The sequence below is a fragment of the Dyadobacter linearis genome (genome assembly GCF_907165045.1).
Taxonomy (GTDB): Bacteria; Bacteroidota; Bacteroidia; order Cytophagales; family Spirosomataceae; genus Dyadobacter; species Dyadobacter linearis.
The window spans coordinates 41,225-57,105 of sequence record NZ_CAJRAU010000002.1 but is presented as its reverse complement, the minus strand read 5'-3'; the positions used below and the strand labels follow the sequence as shown (position 1 = coordinate 57,105).

17 protein-coding genes are annotated in these 15,881 nt (G+C 48.2%); 11 read left to right on the top strand and 6 right to left on the bottom strand.

The genetic code is table 11. From position 1 onward, the window contains the following. Positions 1–16 precede the first annotated feature (16 nt). Both KOD92_RS06355 and KOD92_RS06350 read right to left on the bottom strand, forming a co-directional pair. Positions 17–490: a DUF6644 family protein gene (locus KOD92_RS06355; protein WP_215232717.1), complete on the bottom strand. Its 474-nt coding sequence runs from the start codon at positions 488–490 to the stop codon at positions 17–19. Then, positions 490–843: a DUF6152 family protein gene (locus KOD92_RS06350; protein ID WP_215232716.1), complete on the bottom strand. Its 354-nt coding sequence runs from the start codon at positions 841–843 to the stop codon at positions 490–492. The genes KOD92_RS06355 and KOD92_RS06350 overlap by 1 nt, the downstream gene beginning before the upstream one ends. Positions 844–966: 123 nt before the next feature. Here KOD92_RS06350 and KOD92_RS06345 point away from each other — a divergent pair, with 123 nt between their 5' ends. Then, positions 967–1,509 carry a DUF4468 domain-containing protein gene (locus KOD92_RS06345; protein WP_215232715.1) on the top strand — a complete coding sequence of 181 codons (543 nt, stop codon included), beginning with the start codon at positions 967–969 and terminating at the stop codon, positions 1,507–1,509. On the opposite strand, the gene KOD92_RS06340 is transcribed toward KOD92_RS06345, so the two are convergent. The 3 genes from KOD92_RS06340 to KOD92_RS06330 all read right to left on the bottom strand — a co-directional run bounded on the left by KOD92_RS06340 (position 1,502) and on the right by KOD92_RS06330 (position 4,126). Next, positions 1,502–2,329, bottom strand: a complete 828-nt coding sequence (locus tag KOD92_RS06340) for an SGNH/GDSL hydrolase family protein (RefSeq protein ID WP_215232714.1) — start codon at positions 2,327–2,329, stop codon at positions 1,502–1,504. The genes KOD92_RS06345 and KOD92_RS06340 overlap by 8 nt on opposite strands. Positions 2,330–2,392: 63 nt before the next feature. After that, complete coding sequence (locus tag KOD92_RS06335) at positions 2,393–3,265, bottom strand: sugar phosphate isomerase/epimerase family protein (protein WP_215232713.1); 873 nt, start codon at positions 3,263–3,265, stop codon at positions 2,393–2,395. Positions 3,266–3,361: 96 nt separating this feature from the next. Further along, positions 3,362–4,126 (bottom strand): DeoR/GlpR family DNA-binding transcription regulator, encoded by a 765-nt coding sequence (locus tag KOD92_RS06330; protein ID WP_215232712.1) that lies wholly within the window; start codon positions 4,124–4,126, stop codon positions 3,362–3,364. 178 nt (positions 4,127–4,304) lie between these two features. On the opposite strand from KOD92_RS06330, the gene KOD92_RS06325 reads away from it, so the two are divergent. From KOD92_RS06325 to KOD92_RS06285, 9 genes are all read left to right on the top strand, one after another. Continuing rightward, positions 4,305–5,564, top strand: coding sequence for an MFS transporter (locus KOD92_RS06325; RefSeq protein ID WP_215232711.1), 1,260 nt, complete (start codon positions 4,305–4,307; stop codon positions 5,562–5,564). 42 nt (positions 5,565–5,606) lie between these two features. Next, a complete protein-coding gene (locus KOD92_RS06320; RefSeq protein ID WP_215232710.1) occupies positions 5,607–6,611 on the top strand; it encodes a 2-hydroxyacid dehydrogenase in 1,005 nt (334 codons plus the stop codon). Positions 6,612–6,622: 11 nt separating this feature from the next. Then, positions 6,623–8,071, top strand: a complete 1,449-nt coding sequence (locus KOD92_RS06315; RefSeq protein ID WP_215232709.1) for an FGGY-family carbohydrate kinase — start codon at positions 6,623–6,625, stop codon at positions 8,069–8,071. Continuing rightward, entirely contained in the window at positions 8,068–9,501 is a 1,434-nt protein-coding gene (locus KOD92_RS06310) for an FGGY-family carbohydrate kinase (RefSeq protein ID WP_215232708.1), read from the top strand. The genes KOD92_RS06315 and KOD92_RS06310 overlap by 4 nt, the downstream gene beginning before the upstream one ends. A gap of 31 nt (positions 9,502–9,532) precedes the next feature. Then, the gene (locus KOD92_RS06305; protein ID WP_215232707.1) at positions 9,533–10,129 is read left to right on the top strand and encodes a histidine phosphatase family protein; all 597 of its coding nucleotides are present in this window, start codon (positions 9,533–9,535) and stop codon (positions 10,127–10,129) included. Further along, positions 10,126–11,088, top strand: coding sequence for a glycerophosphodiester phosphodiesterase family protein (locus KOD92_RS06300; RefSeq protein ID WP_229254566.1), 963 nt, complete (start codon positions 10,126–10,128; stop codon positions 11,086–11,088). Before KOD92_RS06305 ends, KOD92_RS06300 begins: the two co-directional genes overlap by 4 nt. Before the next feature lie 132 nt (positions 11,089–11,220). Continuing rightward, the gene (locus KOD92_RS06295) at positions 11,221–11,916 is read left to right on the top strand and encodes an ABC transporter ATP-binding protein (RefSeq protein WP_215232706.1); all 696 of its coding nucleotides are present in this window, start codon (positions 11,221–11,223) and stop codon (positions 11,914–11,916) included. Between the two features lie 55 nt (positions 11,917–11,971). Then, on the top strand, positions 11,972–13,414 hold the full coding sequence (locus tag KOD92_RS06290; protein WP_215232705.1) for an ABC transporter permease: 1,443 nt from the start codon (positions 11,972–11,974) through the stop codon (positions 13,412–13,414). 2 nt (positions 13,415–13,416) lie between these two features. Then, positions 13,417–14,763 (top strand): DUF3526 domain-containing protein, encoded by a 1,347-nt coding sequence (locus tag KOD92_RS06285; protein ID WP_215232704.1) that lies wholly within the window; start codon positions 13,417–13,419, stop codon positions 14,761–14,763. Between the two features lie 10 nt (positions 14,764–14,773). Here KOD92_RS06285 and KOD92_RS06280 read toward each other — a convergent pair whose 3' ends face one another. Beyond that, positions 14,774–15,493, bottom strand: a complete 720-nt coding sequence (locus KOD92_RS06280) for a DUF3891 family protein (protein ID WP_215232703.1) — start codon at positions 15,491–15,493, stop codon at positions 14,774–14,776. Positions 15,494–15,693: 200 nt separating this feature from the next. On the opposite strand from KOD92_RS06280, the gene KOD92_RS06275 reads away from it, so the two are divergent. Beyond that, on the top strand, positions 15,694–15,873 hold the full coding sequence (locus KOD92_RS06275; protein WP_215232702.1) for a hypothetical protein: 180 nt from the start codon (positions 15,694–15,696) through the stop codon (positions 15,871–15,873). Positions 15,874–15,881: the final 8 nt, after the last annotated feature.

The following is a 15,881-nucleotide window of genomic DNA, read 5'->3' as shown; positions in this document are numbered from 1 at the left end:
CAATTCCAAAAAACGATCAATATGCCAGCAGCCTCCCGCAGGCAACCACCGCAATCCAGACAGAAATCGAAATCAATGCAGACAGTTTGGAAGAACCTGGAAGCTCGATTTCTTCGCGGGTAACTCCGGGTATTTTGTAGATAAATTTGTGAAATACCCACGCATTTAATGCGCCAACTGCGATCAGTGCGATCTTTAACCAAAAAGTGAAATCCGTGCCCAGCGTTTGTGCATTGGTGATGAAAAGCAGCAGTCCGGAAGGAATAATGAGGATCAAGCCGCGTTGAGACCAGGGTAACAAATGCTTTGCAAGACCGGCAACCGGCAAGTTTTTGGAAAATCCCAAGAGACGAAGATCGAAAAGAAAAGCGGCGCCGACCAACATAACTATACCCAGTATATGGATGATTTCCAATACCGGGTATAGATACAAAGATTGCCGGATACCGACAGCCCAGGAAGATTTTTCAAGCCACTCGAGTAATTCCACTAGCGCAGCTCAAATTTTTTCCCGTCCACAAAAATGCGTTCTGCGCGCATTTCATTTTTCTCCGTTTTGTGCGGGTAAGCGACCAATCTTACATCACTACCTTTCGTGATCATATCAGCCGTGAGTCCGCGATCGGTCATGCGGCTGGTAGGGGCTAGAAATACGGTGATCACATCTTTTTTGTATTTAACCTTCGCGAGTACGTGCGGATTTTCGTATACCGCTTCTTCAATTTTAGTCTTGAAATCAGCAGGTTTGGTTTGATCGTAATCGGCCCAGCCGTGATGAAGAACTGTAAATGATGCGAGCGATACAACTGTTAATGCAAGTGCAAATGTTTTTAAGTACCTCATAACCTGTCGATTTTAGTGTAGTTTAAAAGTAACGAAACAAATGATCTTTTGAAACTAAAAACACTTGAAAGCCGATAGTTTGCCTTTTCACTTATCTTTACCCACTAATCAACGCATAACACTTTGAAATATCTCGCTTCCCTTCTGATCCTTTTTTCCTTCGGTCACGTATTCGCTCAGGACGGTTATCTTCCGTTAGACGCTGACAAACAGATTCATTATTCAGATTCGGGACAACCCAATCTTTCGAAAGACGAGCTTTTCAAAAAAACGCAGGATTGGGTGGGCAAAACGTTTGGCAACTATCAGAATGCCGTCACTTTTGAAGATCCGAAGGCAGGCATATTGCGCATTACCAGCTACGTACCGCTTATTCACGCGCGCTTCGCCTACGCAAGGTTCGATCTGACCATCACTGTTTCGGACAACAAATATGACGCGCATATTACCACGCTCGACGGTGTATCCCCGGTGCACAGCCCGGAGCGTATCAGCGCCAAGGAAAACGAGACTATATCTTCGCAGGAAGTACTGATCAAGGCAGAAAACAACAGAAAAAAACGCGCCGAACTGGAAGAAGAACTGAAATTGCTGAAAGCTGACAACGACGGGATCAATACCGCCATGTACAACCTCCTCGGCAGCCTGAAACAGTTCACTAATTAAGACCTTTCCATTTGTCTGTCAGCATATTAGCGATTATTTCGTAGCCTTTATCTGAGGGATGAAGCCCGTCGTAGGTCATATTGGTCGCTTCGGCGGGATAGGGATATTCGTCCTTTTCGGGGTCAAATGGGATATTGGTGTAATCGGGATAAGTGTAATTCACGTACTCGCCATTTTCCGGGTTTTTTAGCCTTTTGAAATTAACCATATTATCGAGGTTAATGCCGCTTTCGTGGTACAGGTCTACAACCGGAATTTTTTCCAGCAGACCAATTTCCAGGATCGCATTTGCCACCTGTTCAAGCGTTTGGTCACGTTTTGGCTTGTAGGATCCGTGCGCGTTGTTTTTAGGGTTATTAATATAAACAAAATCTCCCCGCTGCATCGGCGTGATCAGGATGATCTGAGCGTTCTTGTTTAACGCTTTCAACTTGTTGGTAATCACCCGAAATGCACCGTACACGGTAGAAGCACCGTTCTGATTTTCGTAATCGGCAATCGTCCCGATCTGCTTTCCCTGCCACCAATCATTCGTACCCAGAAAAACGGTGTAAACATCTGCTTCCACCAGTTCCAGCGACTCGATCTTCTCGGCGATGTTGGTCGATGTCCAGCCGTTGTATCCTTTGTTAATATATTCGATATCAGGGTATTTCTCAGTGATCAGACTCAAATAACCTTTCGTAACCCGGTCGCCGGTTTCGTCTTTGTGATCATTCAGATAGGTGATCGAATCGCCGATTGCGACCCAGGTAGTTTTCTTGGGTGCTGCACCGAGGCAGACGAAGACCAGTAGCAGCAGGAAAATGCTTTTTTTCATTACGATAGTTTTCTTTCGATACAAATAGCTTTCGTTAAAGCGACACTTTAATCTGTTTCCTTTTTAAATGACCATTCTGTCGAAAACAGCCCGCTGCTCATGCATGGATTTTACTTTGTCTGCCGGGTTCGTGTGGCATTCTAGCAATACCCAGCCTTTGTAATTCATTTTGATCAGGTTGGCAATCAGCTCTTTATATGGATAATCCGTTCTGTCCAGCTCGCGCACGTGTAGCGTATCGCCGAAATACTGTTTCACCAGATCAAAATTGGATTGAAAACCCGCGCCATTCAAATCCTGCGGGTTGCAATTCCAGCAGATCTTCGCATTGGGGTGGCTGGCGTATTCCATGATCTTTTTGGTATTCGGCAGCTCCTGGGTTTCTTCGCCGTGCACTTCCAGCCGGAGTTGCTGGCCCATATCAGCCGCATATCCAGCCAGTTCATGCAGTGATTTGCCGATCTGCTCCAAAGTTTTCTCCGCAGGTACTTCCTTATGCAATGCATTCGGCTTCACTTTCACACCCGACGCGCCGATATCCGCGCTGAGCTTAATAAACTCTTTCGTCCGCTCGATCGAAGCTTTCAGTTTAGCCTGGTCGGGATAATCGTATTGCTGGTTGGTGCCAAGTCCCACAATCTTGACCGGGCTGTCTGCAAATCGCTTCTTCACTTCTACCCTGCCCGCCGCACTCAGCTCGGGCATTACGTTATGCGCGTGCTCCACCCGCAGTTCTACACCGTGAATTTTGGTATCCGTGCAATTTTTGATGATCGTAGGCACGTCCCAGTCCTTTCCCCACAAATAAGTCACCAAACCCAGCTTCATTTCAAGTTTCGCCGCCAGCAGCTCGGCAGCCGAAACATTTCTGGCCAGCATTGAAACGCCGGTCAACAGGGATAGTTCTTTCAGGAAAGTTTTTCTGTCAATATGCATAGCTGTCGGATATCGTGGATGATTTGCAACTAGAAGTCAATGCAATGCTAAATATCACTACCGGACGCACTATCCTTATTTATCCTGAGCCAGCTGTCAGGCGATAATCACCTTGATCCCACGCTCTTCCAGACTTTTTACAATATCCGAACTCGTCTCCTGATCGGTAACAATATAGTGGACCTGATCCAATTCGCAGATTTTGGCAATGCCACGTTTCCCAAATTTCGTGTGGTCTGCCAGTACCACAACACTTTGCGCAGTACTGATCATTTTCTGGTTCAGCCCCGCCTCAGTCAGGTTACTGATCGACAAGCCGAAATCCGGATCGATCCCGTCAACCCCGATAAACAGGATTCCGCAAGAGATATTGGCCAGAATATATTCAGCGTAAAAACCAGCGACCGACGAAGAATTCTGCCTGATCAGCCCGCCGAGCTGCAATACCTCCACGTTCGGCCGGTTACTCAGCTCCAATGCGACCTTCAAAGCCGGCGTGATCACGGTGATCTGTTTGGCGGGATAAAGGCTGCGCGCCAGCTCAAAAACGGTGGTACCCGAACCGATCATGATCGAATCATTTTGCAGGATCAGTTCCGCCGCAGCCTTCCCGATCCGCTGCTTTTCCTCTGCATTGATAAACTGCTTCTCATTGATCGGCCTTTCAATCGCGTAGGGATTATGCAGCGAGCCGCCACCGTGCGTCCGGTACAGCAATCCTTTATCTTCCAGGATTTTCAAATCCTTCCGGATCGTCACCCCCGAAACCTGCATCAGGTCCGATAGTTCGAGAATATTTACAATGCCTGTTTTTTTTAACTCCTGTAAAATGAGCTGGTGCCTTTCTGTGATCGTTTTCATAAGCTGATAAGTCGCTTAAAATTACTTTAATTTTCTTTTAATTTGTTTCATATTGTTTAATTAGCTTTGTTTATGTCAAGTTTCACACAGATCATTCCTAACAAAACCTCTTATATTACAAGTATCGACTTTCACTATTCCTATCCCTTAATTTCCTAACCCTTAACACTTTTACAAAATGACTTCACTGGCAGACAAAGCCGGCATGCCCAAACACCTTGCCTGGGGGTATTTTGGCATCCTCATCTTTATGATGGGAGACGGCGTAGAGCAAGGCTGGCTCAGCCCCTATCTGCTCGAACACGGCATGAGCATTCAGCAATCGGCGTTGCTCTTCACCGTTTATGGCGTAACCATCGCCATTTCTTCGTGGTTTTCCGGCGTCCTCGCCGAAGGTTACGGCCCCAGAAAAGCGATGCTGCTTGGCATTTTGCTGTATGTGATCGGCACGATCGGCTTCGTCGGACTGGGTATGCAGCAGCTCAACTTCCCGATCATGCTATTCACTTACGCGATACGCGGCTTTGGTTATCCACTTTTTGCGTATTCATTTCTGGTTTGGATCACTTACCGTACCCCGCAGCACCAGCTTGGTCGCGCGGTGGGTTGGTTTTGGTTTGTGTTCACAGGCGGTCTGAATGTGCTGGGCGCGTATTATTCCAGCTGGGGCATTGACAATTTGGGGTATCAAAACACGCTCTGGACGTCTATTTTCTGGGTTTCGGTGGGTGCATTTTTCGCATTGGTTTTAAATAAAGATCAGTTTAAATCGCCTTCTCTACTGGACAGTACATCTACAAAAGCAAAAGAATTGCTGAAAGGTCTCACGATCGTCCAGGAAGAGCCGAAGGTTTTGATCGGCGGCATTGTACGTATAATCAATACCACCGCCCAATTTGCATTCCCCGTTTTTCTGCCCATATACCTTGCTGAACACGGTTTTTCAACCAAAGAATGGTTGCAGATCTGGGGTACCATTTTCACGAGCAATATTATTTTCAACCTGATATTCGGCTTTGTCGGCGACAGGCTAGGCTGGCGCAATACGATCATGTGGTTTGGTGGGGTTGGCTGCGGGATCACTACGCTATTGTTTTACTATTCACCCGTCTGGTTCGACGGCAGTTTCTGGCTCGTAATGGGCAGCGGCGTGCTCTGGGGCGGTTTATTGGCAGGATATGTGCCGCTTTCCGCATTGGTTCCTTCTTTGGTTAAAGAAGAAAAAGGGGCTGCGATGGCGATTTTAAATCTGGGAGCGGGCTTACCTGTTTTCATCGGGCCGGCTATCGTGGGCGTTTTCATCGGTACCATCGGTAGTGAAGGCGTGGTCTGGATATTGGCGGTACTCTACTTTATCAGCGCCATTTTAACCAGGTTCATCACCTTGCCGCAGGACCATATCCTTTCTGTTACCAGCACCGGTCCCGTCCGTTCCTGACCCTTTTGTTTACTATTATATTCAAATGCTAAAACCGACAATATGAAAGTCTTAGTCACTGCACCTTATCATCAAAAAGCCCTTGACGCGCTGGAAAAGCAGTTTGGGGAGATTATTTATAAACCCTGGAAAACACAGGGACGCGCCTACAACGAGCAGGAGCTGATCTCCTTACTCAAAGAAACCAATGCAGAAGCGCTGGTCACCGAGCACGACGAAGTGACCGAACAGGTGATCGAAACCTGTTCCGATCTGGCGTTTATAGGAGTTTGCCGCGGCACGCCTTCGAATGTAGCGATTGCTACCGCGACCAGCTTTCAGATTCCGGTATTCCACACGCCGGCCCGCAATGCGCAGGCAGTGGCCGAAATGTTTATCGCCAATCTGGTCAATCTGATGCGGAATACCTTGCCGGCAATTGCGTGGCTGGAAGGTGAGAATTGGGAGGCTGGCGCGCATACTTCCTACCTTCAATTTAAGGGAAACGAGATTGCCGGCAAGACGATCGGAATGGTTGGTTTCGGGGCGGTTGGGCAAACGATAGCCAATCTGCTCCGTCATTTTCCAGCTGATATTCAATACTATGATCCGTTTTATACCTCCGAAGAAGAGACTTACAAGAAGGTCGACCTGCCCGAACTGTTCCGTACGAGCGACGTGGTTTCCATTCACCTGCCGGTCAACAAGGAAACGGAGGGGATGATCGGAGAAAGTCTGATTAGTCTCATGAAAAAGGATTCGATATTCGTCAATACCGCCCGCGCTGTGGTGGTGGACAGAATAGCATTACTGAATGCGATTGAAAATGACCTTATCCGCGGGGCGATCCTCGACGTTTTTGACCACGAACCACCCGACGAGCTGGACTACAAACTGATCCATCACCCGCACGTACTCGCCACGCCGCACATTGCAGGCGCGACTTTCGAAGTGGAAGACCATCATGCCAATATTATGAACAAAAACCTGCGTCAGTTTTTTGCCGAAGGAAATCACGGGATCCGGCAGCTGGTCAACAAGGAGGTACTTTCGGTTAAAACATTTTAATGCATACAGCGATGAAATCAGACAAATATTACCTGATCGTCGATGTCGGTACAGGCAATGTGCGCGTCGCGGTTGCGAACAGCAGCGGACTTGTGCTGGGGGTGGTTAGTGAAGATGCGCGTTACGAAAAGGACCTGCATTACCCCGAATCCATCTATTTTTCACCCGATGCATTATGGCAGCAGATCAATACTTTAACACAAAAACTACTCACAGAAACCGGCCCGGTCGAGATTGCCGCAATTACTGCGACCAGTCAGCGGGAAGGGATTGTCGTTATTGACGCAGCCGGAAACTCACTGATCGGAATGCCTAATATCGACCACCGCGGCCGCGAATGGGAAGATGAAATGCAAGATAAGAGCTCGCTTTACCAACTGACCGGCCGCTACCCTACTTCGCTATTTTCAGCGTTGAAGCTGGTCGGTTTACGAAACAGGCTGCCGGAATACTGGGATCGCGTGCAGACTTTCATGAGCATCAGTGACTGGGTCCAGTACAAATTCAGCGGCGTGATCGGCTACGAGCATTCCCAGGCTTGCGAAACGCTTTTATATGATGTTGAAAAAGGGTCGTGGTCGGCGGATTTATGTAAAATATTTGCATTAAATACCAATTTGCTCCCGCCGCTGCACGCCTGCGGAACTACGTTGGGCAATATCAAAACCGAGGTGGCAAATGCGCTTAATATCTCTCCCAATGCACTGATTATCGTCGGCGGATCAGATACTCAGCTTGCGATCATGAGTATGCACCCTTCGGTGGACGATATGGTAGTGGTTTCAGGAACAACCACGCCGGTGATCAGTATTTCGGGTAACTACGTGCTCGACGACGCCCAGCGAACGTGGACAAGCCGCCACACCGACCAGCAAAGCTTTTTACTCGAAGCCAATGCAGGGGTTACCGGGTTGAATTACCAGCGGCTGAAAGAGATTTTTTACCCCAATGAAAGTTATGAAATCATAGAACTGGAAGTTGCCGAGATCGATGAAAATCAATGCATTGCAGCGCTTGGCTCGCTGCTGGCAGATGAAAAATCGCCGCTCATCCGGGGCGGGTTTATTTTCAATACACCCGTTTCTCACCAGTTAAAAAGAGGACATTTTGTACTGGCGACGCTCTGGGATATTGCTTGCAGCATTTCCGAAAACTACAAAAGCCTGTGTGACGTCAAGCTACATAACCAGGACCATATCTGGGTTTGCGGAGGCGGTGTTCAGAGTAAGGTCTTGCGGCAGTTTCTGGCCAACTTGATTGGTAAAAAAGTGATGCTGCGCGATAATTACCGGCAAGCCTCGGTGACGGGCGGCGTACAAGTTTGCAATACTGCACTAGGTATTGAAAATGAGGCTCCATCTGTTCTGGAAGTGGTTTTTCCGCAAGATTCCGAGGTTCAGAAACAGTGGTACCAGCAGTGGAAACAGACTCGGGCAACGTTTAAATCGGTGCTTTCATGAATGTATATTTTATAGGGATTGATGTCGGCACGCAGGGTGTGCGTGTGGTGCTGCTGGATCAAAAGGGCCACACTTATGCCGGCGCGGAGAAAGTTTTTCCATTAACCGAAGCATCCAGGCTGGAACAATCGCCTGCGCTTTGGTGGGATTGCTGCCTGCTCTGCCTGCATGAAATGCTGGATGCTGTGAGTGGAAGTATTCATTTGGAGGCTATTCAGGCGGTTTCTGTCACTTCTACTTCGGGTACTGTGATTCCGCTGGATAAAAACAACGAGCCGGTCCACAATGCATTGATGTACAGCGACCCGCGTTCCGCGGAGGAAGGAAATTTGTGCCGGCAGCTTTCAGAAACATTTAATCCTGGCGGTTATACCGGCTTCAATGCATCTAGCGGCTTGTCTAAAATAGTTTGGTTTGTTAAAAATTTCCATGAAAAAGTGGAAAGGATCAAAACCTGGGTACACGCAACGGACTTCATCATCGGCAAGTTGAGCGGCAATTACCGTGTGACCGATTTTACAAACGCATTGAAATCCGGATTTGACGTGGCGTGCGCAACCTGGCCAGCTTATGTTCACGAGCAGCTTCCCGTCAAAAAAGAATGGCTGCAAGCGGTGGTTCCATCTGGTACAATGATCGGAAAACTTGTGCCCGAACTTGCCCGGGAGCTGCAACTACCTCAAATACAGATCGTCGCAGGCATGACCGACGGATGCGCCTCTCAGGTTGCCTCCGGTGCAGTGGCGCCGGGCGACTGGAATACGACGATTGGCACTACGCTGGTTGTAAAAGGTGTGACCACCCGCGAGATCAAAGATCCGCTCGGCCGCCTGTATTGTCACAGGCACCCGGAAGGTTACTGGATGCCGGGCGGTGCAAGCAATACCGGCGCAGACTGGATCAGCAGCGGTTTTCAGGATCAATTACCGGAACTTAACAAAGCCGCAGAGCAGCTGATCCCGACCTCGCTGATCTCCTACCCGCTGATGCAGGCGGGCGAAAGGTTCCCTTTCATTGCTCCCGGAGCGCGCGGTTTTGCGCCGGAGGGTATTGATAAAAATCAACTTTTTGCGGCCAATATGGAAGGTGTTGCCTACATTGAGCGGCTTTCCTACGAGCTGATCGAACAGCTTTCGGGCGAGAAGGTCAATGCCGTATTCACCGCAGGCGGCGCCAGTAACAGCGATACCTGGCTTACGATCCGGGCGAGTGTGCTCAACAAGCCGGTTTACAAATGCGGGCAGGTTACGGGGGCGGCCGGCGCGGCGATCGTGGCAGCGGCGGGAAGTTATTTCAATATATTGACCGATGCCGCAAAAGCGATGACGCACGTGGAAAAAGTAGTACAACCTATTCCAGATCTAACAAACAGTTACCAATCTGGTTATCAGAATTTTAAGAAAAAATTAGTTGAGAAAAACTACATTTAGACCGTGGTTTTTACCTGACAAAAAAGAAACTATGCTGACTGTATATCTGCTCCGCCACGGAGAAACATTCTACAATGCCGACGGCAATCGCTACTGCGGCACAACCGATATCGGCCTCACCGAAAATGGGGTACAACAAGCCCACGCGGCAGCGGCATTATTGCAAGGTATTAATTTCGACGCCGTTTATTCCTCGCCCCTGCAACGCGCCTATCTCACTGCCCGCATTGCTTCCGGTGAAAGAGAAGTAACTGCTGACCCACGATTGATGGAGGCAAATTTTGGAAACTGGGAAGGAAAGACACGGGCTGAATTCGTGGCCGAAAATCCTGAACTATGGAACGCCTGGGCCGAAAATCCGGACCATACCCGCGCCGGAGAAACAGGAAACACAGCCTTGGAGATCGTGCAGCGGGTAGATGATTTTTTCAACCAAAAACAAAAAGAACACGACGGCAAAACGATCATGGTCGTGGCGCACAATGGCCTGAACCGTTTTTACATGGCGTGGAAACTTGGTATGCCGCTCAGAAATTACCGCCGGCTGGTACAGGATAATTCCACCATCACTATTTTCAATCTCGACGATGCAGGCGAATTCAGTCTGCTTAAACTCAATGCCCGATGAATTTGATTATGAAAAGACGCAGTTTTCGTACTCTGACAGCATTTCTATCAGTGTTAATAATAGGTTTACAAGCCGCAGAAGCACAAAACGAGATCAACGTACTGAAACTGAAATCTGCGAAAGACCTGCAAGCATTCTTTAAATACACAGGAAATGACGTGCTGCTCATCGCCGGCCACCGGGGCGGAATGGTGAACGGTTTTCCCGAAAACTCGATCGCCACTTTTGAAAATACCCTTAAACATACGCCGGCATTTTTCGAGATCGACCCGCGGCTGACCAAAGACAGCGTGATGGTACTCATGCACGACGCGACGCTGGATCGCACGACCACCGGGAAAGGAAAACTCTCGGATTATACCTATGCGCAATTGAAGGATATCCGGCTCAAAGATGCTGAGGGAAATGTGACCGACTTTGCGATTCCAACTTTGTCGGAAGTAATTGAATGGGGGCGTGGGAAAACGATCCTGAATCTTGACCACAAGGATGTACCCCTGCAAATGACGGCCGATCTGATACGCAAGCACAAAGCCGACAACTTCGTGATGATGACCGTGCACCACCCCGATGAAGCCTTATTTTATCTGAAAAACAATAAGAACAGCGTGTTTTCGGCTTTTATTAAAACTAAAAAAGAGTTTGAAGACTATCAGAAAGCGGGTGTTCCTTTCACGCAAATGATCGCATACATTGGCCCGCACGTGAAGCCTGACAACAAAGAATTGTACGCGTTGCTGAATAATGCGGGCGCAATGTGCATGATTTCGGCGGCCTCTTCTTATGATAAACTCAAGACGGCTGAGGAGCGGCGGGCGGCTTACCAGGCTATCGCCCGGGACGGGGCTTCGATCATTGAATCGGACTACCCTATCGAGCTGGCTGATGCGGTGAAGGATTTCGTGAAAAAAGATACGCCCAAACAAAAGTTCTTTAAAAAAGCTCCGATTAAAAAGTAGTCTGGATTATCCGCTGTGGAAAAATATTCGCGCAACACCGTTGCATAAAGATGATCTTTCTATATTTGCAATGTTGTTGCATTAGAGAATGCGGCAACATTTTGCATTTTAGAATAGTAATCGAAACAGAATATGCTCGAAGCGAGAAGCTTAACAAAGAAATACGGCTCACATCTTGCACTTGACAACCTAAATCTGATCATCAAGCCCGGTGAAATTTTTGCATTGCTGGGTCAGAACGGAGCTGGGAAAACGACTACGATCAACCTGTTTCTTGGGTTTATCGAACCGACCAGCGGGAGCGCGCTCATCAATGGGATCGCCGTGGAAGAGCATCCGCAGGAGATCAAAAAGCACCTTGCCTATATTCCCGAAACGGTCACATTATATCCAAATCTGACCGGCCTCGAAAACCTGCAATACTTCTCTTCACTGGCAGGTTTCAATTATTCAAAGCAGCAGCTCAGTGATCTGCTGGCGCATGCCGGTTTGCAATCGCAATCGTTTGACCAGAAGCTGGCGGGCTATTCGAAAGGAATGCGGCAAAAGGTAGGTATCGCGATTGCTGTGGCCAAGAAAGCGAAAGTACTGCTCCTCGACGAGCCCACGAGCGGGCTGGATCCCAAGGCTTCCAACGAATTTTCCGAAATTATCCGGTCACTTGCCGCAGAAGGTACGGCGATTCTGATGGCGACCCACGATATTTTCAGGGCGCGCGAAGTGGCTACCAGCATCGGTATTATGCGGCAGGGAAATCTGGTCTCCACGATCAGTGCGCAGGATCTTTCAGCCAACGAGCTCGAACAGCTGTATTTGCAGACGGTTTAGCAGCTCCACCTTTCTGCAAGAGTGCTATTTTTTCAATTTGGTAAAGAAGTCCAGCATGCCTCCTCAATTATTAATCGCCCGAAATTTCCGCAGTAATGCGTTGAAAAACACGGCTGTATATTTGCTCATTTTATTTATCGGTATCCTGATCACCTACGCAGTGATCACCAGTTGGTCCGGATTTGTCAAACAAAACGAAACCACCGCGCACCACCAGGCCGAAACGCGGCATGACTGGCTGGATAATCCCGACAAACATCCCCATCGCATGGCGCATTACGGGAATTTCGCATTCCGTCCCAAAGCGCCGCTGAGCATTTTTGACTCGGGAATGGAAAGCTTTTTCGGCAATACGATCTTTCTGGAAGCCCACAAACAGAACTCGGTCAACTTTTCCGAGGCCGGATTTTCGACGGGAATGCTTCGTTTCGGCGAGATCAGCGTGGCGATGGTGCTGCAAATCCTGCTCCCGCTTTTACTCTTTTTTATAGGATTTACCAGCATAGCCGCCGAGCGCGAAAATGGTACTTTGAAAATCATCCTGACCCAGGGAATCAGCTGGAAACAGCTCATAACCGGCAAGATCATCGGCCTGGCACAGATTGCGATGGGCGTTTTTATCCCGGTAATGCTCGTCACTTTTGTTTTGTGGTTTTTCCTTCAAGACGGGCATATTACCTCCGATGAAACGGTCAGACTTTTACTGGTTTTCCTGTCTTACGGCATTTACCTGCTACTGTTTTGCGTGATCGCCGTGCTGGTTTCGGCGGCCAGCAGAACTTCTAAATCGGCACTCGTTTCGCTCATCGGTCTGTGGCTGATGCTCACGATCGTGCTCCCGCGCGCGTCCCAGGCATTGGGTTCTTACCTTTATCCTGCGCCTGTGAAAGTCACTTTTCTGGCCAATATTGAAAAGGATGTTCTCAAAGAAGGCGACAGTCATAATCCCGACGATATTCATTACAAAGCCTTAAAAGACTCGCTACTAACAACTTACGGCGTAGATTCTACTAGCCAGCTGCCATTCAATTACAGCGGATTTGTAATGGCCGAGGGCGAAAAGATCAGCGCGCGCATTTACAATAGTCACTTTGACAAACTGCTGCGCGTTTACGATGATCAGAACAGCTTTTTGAAAGCGACGGCATTTCTGGATCCGTTTGTGGCGATCAAAAACTTGTCGATGTCACTTGCCGGGACGGACTACCGTACTTATACCGATTTTCAAAAGCAGGCGGAAGCTTACCGGTATGCGATGGCGCAGAAAATGAATGAGTTACAGATCAAATACATCAGCAACAAAAAGCCAGGCCCAAATGAAAAACCAGTTGTGATCGATCAGAAACACTGGGAGGAAGTGCCGGAATTTGAATACGTACAGCCGATGGTTAACACGGTATTCGAGCATGAGACCACCAGCTTTTTTGCATTGCTGTTCTGGATCGGCCTGCTGTATTTTATGATTGAGATATTATCTAAAAAGCTGAAAGTGAATTAAGTATGTTTAAGCTAGCATTTAAAAATTTCTTGTCTTCTTCCGGCGTTAAGATTGGCATTGCATTTCTGATCATCACCGGACTTGTCAGTCTGATAGTAGGCAACCAGTTTCTTGCCAAACAGGCTGAAAATGTGGAAGCTACTGCGGCTTACCAGAAAGCGCATATCAGCAAAAATGTGCAATATCACCCCGATGAGCTGGGTCTTTTGCTTTATTACGTCAAGTTTTCACTCGTAAACCAGACCGAGCGAATCAATAGCCTTTCAATCGGCCAGCGCGACGTGAACCCTTCCATTCAGAGTGTGACGATCAGGGGTTTGGAGGGTCAGAAATACGATGCAGATCTTCAAAATCCGAGCAACCTGCTGCTGGGCAATATCGATTTCAGTTTTGTTCTGATCTATCTGTTTCCGCTTTTTATCATTGCATTTACCTACAATATCATTTCCGAAGAACGGGAAAGCGGTACGTGGAAAATTGCGGCGGTGCAAAGCAGCAATCTGTTTGGTTTGATCCTGAAACTGTTCACAGTACGATTTCTGGTAGTGGTATTTACACTGTTTTTAACACTTTTCCTCGCAACTACTTTTCTCAAAATTCCCCTGAATACCCGCTTCTGGCTGTTCAGCGGCGTCTCTTTCCTGTACATCCTCTTCTGGTTTGCGCTAAGTTTCTGGGTCGCCTCCATGAGCAAATCTTCCAGCTACAATGCAGTGACGCTGCTTTCGGCGTGGATCCTGCTCATTATTGTGCTGCCGGCGATGGTAAATAGCTACCTGGTAAGCGCCTACCCTGTTCCCGAAGCGATGGAAACCACCGTGAAGCAGCGAAACGGATACCACGAAAAGTGGGATATGGACAAAAAAGCGACAATCGACAAGTTTTACACTCATTACCCGCAGTTCAAAACTTTTGGCTATCCCAAAGAGGATTTTAACTGGCTGTGGTACTATGCAATGCAGCAAATGGGCGACGACGAAGCGGCCGGCGAGTCGAAGGCGCTCCGCGAGAAACTGGCAATGCGGAACCGGGCCAGTACCCGCATTGCCAGCTTCATCCCTTCGGTCCATATGCAGATCCAACTCAACGAGATAGCAGGTTCGGGACTGAGCAACCAGCTGCGATTCATGGACGAAACCGGTCGGTTTCACGAGCAGCTTCGTTTGCAGTTCTATCCCGCCATATTCAAAGAATCGCCGGCCAGCAGCCAGCAATGGGAAAAATTCGAGATTGAAAACTTCTCTGACAACAATATGACGAGCGCGACCAGTGCTGCCCTGCCCCTGGTAGTTGCGATATTGCTATTCTCAGTTTTGGGTTGGGTCAGGTTCCGTACGATGGTTTCATAGTCCGTGCCTCTTACCCTTCCTTCGAAATCGTCAGCGCACGTTGGGTCACATCGGTATCTTGCAGGATTTTCCTGAATTCGGCGGCGTCTTTGAAAGACAGCTGATTAACATTCCGGGCTTCGTAGTTCACTGTTATTGAATCCTGCTCAAAAGGCCAGGGCGATACGATAAGGTCCCCATTCTTGGCTTCCGATAACGTATAAGTAACTCCGTCGGGACCGTTGCTGATCTCGATCCTGCGCTGCTCGGGCTGCTGCAATCCCTGACAGATCAGTAACGACATTGCGTCGCAAAATTCGAGCAGTTCGTAGCTTTCCGAAATCTCTTTGGCGGTAGTACCTGCCTGTTTGATCCATTTTTTCTCCAATTCTTTTAGATTCTTGCAATACGACTTCGCAGCCGGGTCGCTTTCGTATAAAAAGAGCATGTGCCGGGAAATCAGCAGCGCAATATAAAGTCCCTTTTCGATGGCGCGCGCCAGCAGGCTATCGCAGTCGGCACTGTCAAATTTGTTGGTTTTAAAATTTTTCGGGCCTCCGTTTTCGTTCAGCAAATCGTCTGCTTCCAGCTCATTGCTCACATCATCGTGCTCGGTGGTGGCGATCATTGTCTCTACCCACCTGACCGGCTGCCTGTTTTTTTTCCAATGCGCGCAGATCTGCCCGGCGAGCAGCCCGTGAGAACGCTGTAAAACGATCGACCATCCGTCTTCGGTGTAATTGACTATCATTTGAATATGCTGAAATTAATGGCGATTGCTCCCGCTAAATTTACGTGCCGGTGCAGGTACAAATGTGAAATTTGCAACAAATAAGCTTAACTGAGCAACAGTATGTCCGGCTACAATCCGCACCTTTACAGCAGGTACCCTTGTCAATCCGAAAGATTAATGAGAATCTGTATTCAATTTAACCTTTTCACAAAGACAACATGCAGCAAACAATCTCAGACCAAAGGTTCACAGAAGGCCAGTTTATATTTGCCAAATCGAATCCGGACCAGAAATTAGTAATTCGCCGTTATTATAAGAGAATTTACTACTGTCGGGCTGCTTACGGCGGTGAGAAAGAATATCCACTTTTCGAAAGTGAGATCATAGCCGCCATTTAAACGAAATA

Coding starts and splice junctions, on each gene's coding strand:
- KOD92_RS06350 (WP_215232716.1), bottom strand. CDS start 843: ATGAGGTACTTAAAAACATTTGCACTTGCATTAACAGTTGTATCGCTC.
- KOD92_RS06340 (WP_215232714.1), bottom strand. CDS start 2,329: ATGAAAAAAAGCATTTTCCTGCTGCTACTGGTCTTCGTCTGCCTCGGT.
- KOD92_RS06335 (WP_215232713.1), bottom strand. CDS start 3,265: ATGCATATTGACAGAAAAACTTTCCTGAAAGAACTATCCCTGTTGACC.
- KOD92_RS06330 (WP_215232712.1), bottom strand. CDS start 4,126: ATGAAAACGATCACAGAAAGGCACCAGCTCATTTTACAGGAGTTAAAA.
- KOD92_RS06325 (WP_215232711.1), top strand. CDS start 4,305: ATGACTTCACTGGCAGACAAAGCCGGCATGCCCAAACACCTTGCCTGG.
- KOD92_RS06320 (WP_215232710.1), top strand. CDS start 5,607: ATGAAAGTCTTAGTCACTGCACCTTATCATCAAAAAGCCCTTGACGCG.
- KOD92_RS06315 (WP_215232709.1), top strand. CDS start 6,623: ATGAAATCAGACAAATATTACCTGATCGTCGATGTCGGTACAGGCAAT.
- KOD92_RS06310 (WP_215232708.1), top strand. CDS start 8,068: ATGAATGTATATTTTATAGGGATTGATGTCGGCACGCAGGGTGTGCGT.
- KOD92_RS06305 (WP_215232707.1), top strand. CDS start 9,533: ATGCTGACTGTATATCTGCTCCGCCACGGAGAAACATTCTACAATGCC.
- KOD92_RS06300 (WP_229254566.1), top strand. CDS start 10,126: ATGAATTTGATTATGAAAAGACGCAGTTTTCGTACTCTGACAGCATTT.
- KOD92_RS06295 (WP_215232706.1), top strand. CDS start 11,221: ATGCTCGAAGCGAGAAGCTTAACAAAGAAATACGGCTCACATCTTGCA.
- KOD92_RS06290 (WP_215232705.1), top strand. CDS start 11,972: ATGCCTCCTCAATTATTAATCGCCCGAAATTTCCGCAGTAATGCGTTG.
- KOD92_RS06285 (WP_215232704.1), top strand. CDS start 13,417: ATGTTTAAGCTAGCATTTAAAAATTTCTTGTCTTCTTCCGGCGTTAAG.
- KOD92_RS06280 (WP_215232703.1), bottom strand. CDS start 15,493: ATGATAGTCAATTACACCGAAGACGGATGGTCGATCGTTTTACAGCGT.
- KOD92_RS06275 (WP_215232702.1), top strand. CDS start 15,694: ATGCAGCAAACAATCTCAGACCAAAGGTTCACAGAAGGCCAGTTTATA.